The sequence below is a fragment of the Candidatus Darwinibacter acetoxidans genome (assembly GCF_041936445.1).
Taxonomy (GTDB): Bacteria; Bacillota; Limnochordia; order Darwinibacteriales; family Darwinibacteriaceae; genus DTU010.
Genome location: NZ_JBHGXH010000095.1, coordinates 1 through 3,458, shown reverse-complemented (window position 1 = coordinate 3,458; position 3,458 = coordinate 1). Strand labels below are relative to the sequence as shown.

Below are 3,458 nucleotides of genomic sequence, written 5' to 3'. Positions count from 1 at the left end.
AAGTTACGGAAGTTACGTTAGTTTCTATATAGCACATATAGAAACCATATCTCTATATGCTTATATGGGTTCCAGGGTCACTTCCGTCACTTCCGTCACTATTGTCACCTAGTTATTTCCTTTTTCTTGCGGAAACACACCAATTCCCGCCTAATATGCTGACATTTCTGAATAGTCTTGGACAATTCCTATTCCATCGTAGATCCATGTCCCGCCGGCGCCTCGTCTGCTTTCATATCCCCGCTCATTCAACCGGCCACCGAAAAGCCTTTGACTCAACCACCGCTCACCGTTAGCGCTACACCAATTCTTATATGCAGTGTATAGGTCTGTCGCGCCTGCCTGTGCATTAGGCTCCAGTATGCAGCAGTCCTCAAGAAACTGTGCTACAACGTCCATTTCTGCCCGATATTCATCAGTGGCCGATACAACTTCAGCCGGCGGTCTTAGGCCGTCTTTCTGCCATTCAAGGCAACCCTTCACGGCCCAGGCAAGAATCCCCGGAAGTTCGGCCCGTAGCTTGTCCAGCATCATAGGGTCAGCAACCGGCTCTTTCCCGGTCTCAGGCTTGTGGAATGTCACATCAAAGGGGATAAGGTGAATGCGCTCCCATATAGCCCGGTCCGTTCCTCTGACAATCGGCCTGTGATTCGTTGCTAGGAACAACTTGTGAGTTGGCTTGAAGTCAAAGAAGTCTTGCCTCATAAACCGGCCCGTCAGTGTATCTCCTCCCGTCAACTGCTTGACCAGCGCTTCGTTGAAACTCCTGTTCTCTGTGGTCTCAGTGGCAATCGCCAGTCTTGCGCCCCATAGCTTCGCAACACCCGTAGGGTGCGCCTCCCCGCGCCTGCTCATCAATAGGTTTGGCTCGGCCACTACAGCGAAGGGTCCTAGAAGTTCACGAAGGATTTCCAGGAATAGGCTCTTGCCGTTATCACCCCGCCCATACAGGATAAACAACGCTTTCGCGCTCACATCACCCGTCAACGTATACCCGCACACCCGCCGTAAGTAATTCACAAGGTCCAGCCTGCCATTCATTATCTCCATCAAAGCCCGCTTGAAGGTCGGCGCTGACGCTGCTTCGTCATATCGAATGGGAATGCACTTAGTGATGAAGTCCTCGCGTTTATGGGGTCGTAGCTCACCGGTTCTAAGGTCCAGGGTCCCATTCTCCGCTGTCAGCAGCCACGGGTCCCGGTTCATCTGTTCCCTCAGGACAGGAATTCCCGGCTCAGAAGAAGCCAGCGCAATCATAGATTGCAGCCTGGAAAGACTCTCGGACCTAAAAGCATGTTTAGCAACGGCCTTCCGCTTATCTTCATCGTCAGTCTGGCCTGCCTCAATATAAATGCTTCCAACAGTGTCCTTTGCCAGTCGAAAGACGGCTGCTGTATCATCAGGCTTCCATACACGTTCATTCCAGACATACCAGCGTGACTCAGGGTGACAGTATCGAATGTTCTCTCCATGTTGCACTACAAGTCTCCTCGCATTGCCTAAGTCGGTCAGGTTAATGTCCGGCGCTTCTGCGTCCAGCGTCAACTCCTCCTCAGGCTTCATCACGTTTCCCCCGTATCTCTCGACAACCTTTAAGAGATCCTCTTTGTCGGCGCCTGCCACTGTTTCCCGAATGAAGCTGAGGGTCAAGCCAACCACCGCCCCGCAGCCTGCAAGCCTGCAAACTTCTCTTCCGGATCACCAAGTAGAAGCTGGTCTAACACGTGTTCCATGTGCGGAAGCTCCCAGATCCACCTGGCCTCGTCTAGTGTGACGTCAAGACCATACGTGGCGAAGATCCACCCGATAGCACGAAAGAGGACCGCAAGCCTTCTATGGGCATTAGCACAGGCCCGATCAAAGCGGGCTGCAAGCTCACGAAGCTCCTTCTCCTTGCGTGACGGCCTGGGCCTCTTTTCCCCGCGAATATGTCGGCTATTGTCGGGGAATAGGTCAGCCATAGTCAGGCCTAATGCAGCAACGATCTCTTCCGCAGTGCAACAGGACCAGCATGTAAGCAAAATTTTCCCGTCTCCGGCCTCACGAATTGACAGGGAAGGAGAACGGTCATCATGGCCCGGGCAGAGGGCTGTCCACCTATCTGGCCCCACTTGTTTGACACCCTTTAACAAGGCTAAAAAGTCTTGCACATTCATCACGGCCCCTCCTTCAATAACAAAACCCCCGGCCGCTCAAGCCGGAGGACCACCTAAACAATTCAATCTAAAATCTGCCGATAAACCCGGCCATAAGCCTCCAGACAAGGATCTCCCCGCTCGGAAGCACCACTCAAGAACGCTTCCCGGGCTTCCGCGATCTCCCTTTGCTTGTAGCCCTGTGCCTGCAAGTGTGCTGCTGTAGCTAATTGTCGGGGGGTATCCAAGGGATAGAAGGATTGAGTGCCCTTCTTCTTTCCGAGGGATTTAACCCACGGCTTAGGAATCAGTCCTCGCTTGGTCCATGTGCGCACACTGTCGGGTTTCAAGTCCAAGTCAGGGTATAGTTCTTTCGCTTGGGCCAGGACAATCTCGACACCCTTAATTCCCCCACCGAACCAAGCACTGGGATTGTCAATCCGCTTGCGCCTCTTCTTCCGGGCTTCAGCCTGCTCTTGTCCATACTCAATTAGGGTCCTCGTAGTGACGCTCATGTAGACGCCTCCTTAAGAATGGAGACAGTTCCCCTGTGTTACAGCGTAGCAGCAACTAGTCCAAAGGCGCTTCTGCCTGGCGCTGAATCCACTTTTCCAGAAGCTCAACAGGTATCATGATCCTTTTTTCCCCTACTCTCAAAGCAGGGAAGTCTGCACGTCTCGCAAGTCTGTATACGGTCTTGGGATTGCAGTTCAGCCAATTCGGCCCCGCCGCTTCCCGCACGCTCAACAACCGCTTTGTCACCTTACTCACCCCTGTTGACTTTGTTGATCTCTAGGTGTATTATAGGACAGGGTTTTACACTTTAGGGGGTATCTAATATGACACACTATAGAACCGCTCAGAAGTGGAAGGCAGAAGTCGAAAAGGCATTAGAAAAGGACATAGAAGCCTTGGGAGAAGACTGGAATAAGATCTGGAAACGGATTGAATCTTCTAAAAAAGGCCATATAGACGTTGCTAATGAGGAAGAAGAGGAAGACCGTGAAAGGCCTGGAGCGGGACTTCGCTACCTTCTAGAAATCGTTGAACAGGAAATCGATAATTACTATTATTACGCAAGCCTAAAGCAGGGTCCCAGACTACCCGCGCAACGGGGAAGCCCGAAGCTAACACCGGCAAGGGAAGCGCCTCCTGATAGACGTTTTCGGGCACTATCAGATATTATCGCTGTGTTAGCTGACAAAGAGGAAGAGATTCAAGCCTTCCGTCAGGAAGTCCTAAACGGCCAACTGCTCAGGCCGGAAGAGGTCCCAGAATGGATTGAGTCTACCCGAAAGAAGGAGGGTCTTTCCCTGAGTGTCA

5 protein-coding genes are annotated in these 3,458 nt (G+C 52.1%); 1 reads left to right on the top strand and 4 read right to left on the bottom strand.

The features are described 5' to 3' along the window. Positions 1-150: 150 nt before the first annotated feature. The 4 genes from ACE4YL_RS02920 to ACE4YL_RS02905 all read right to left on the bottom strand — a co-directional run bounded on the left by ACE4YL_RS02920 (position 151) and on the right by ACE4YL_RS02905 (position 2,897). A complete protein-coding gene (locus ACE4YL_RS02920) occupies positions 151-1,650 on the bottom strand; it encodes a DNA primase family protein (protein ID WP_461369191.1) in 1,500 nt (499 codons plus the stop codon). Beyond that, positions 1,647-2,156 carry a hypothetical protein gene (locus tag ACE4YL_RS02915; RefSeq protein ID WP_461369190.1) on the bottom strand — a complete coding sequence of 170 codons (510 nt, stop codon included), beginning with the start codon at positions 2,154-2,156 and terminating at the stop codon, positions 1,647-1,649. The genes ACE4YL_RS02920 and ACE4YL_RS02915 overlap by 4 nt, the downstream gene beginning before the upstream one ends. 62 nt (positions 2,157-2,218) lie before the next feature. Beyond that, the gene (locus ACE4YL_RS02910; protein WP_461369189.1) at positions 2,219-2,650 is read right to left on the bottom strand and encodes a hypothetical protein; all 432 of its coding nucleotides are present in this window, start codon (positions 2,648-2,650) and stop codon (positions 2,219-2,221) included. A gap of 55 nt (positions 2,651-2,705) precedes the next feature. After that, positions 2,706-2,897 carry a helix-turn-helix domain-containing protein gene (locus tag ACE4YL_RS02905; protein WP_461369188.1) on the bottom strand — a complete coding sequence of 64 codons (192 nt, stop codon included), beginning with the start codon at positions 2,895-2,897 and terminating at the stop codon, positions 2,706-2,708. Between the two features lie 77 nt (positions 2,898-2,974). Here ACE4YL_RS02905 and ACE4YL_RS02900 point away from each other — a divergent pair. Beyond that, the coding region (locus tag ACE4YL_RS02900; protein ID WP_461369187.1) for a hypothetical protein at positions 2,975-3,458 on the top strand (484 nt) is incomplete at its 3' end.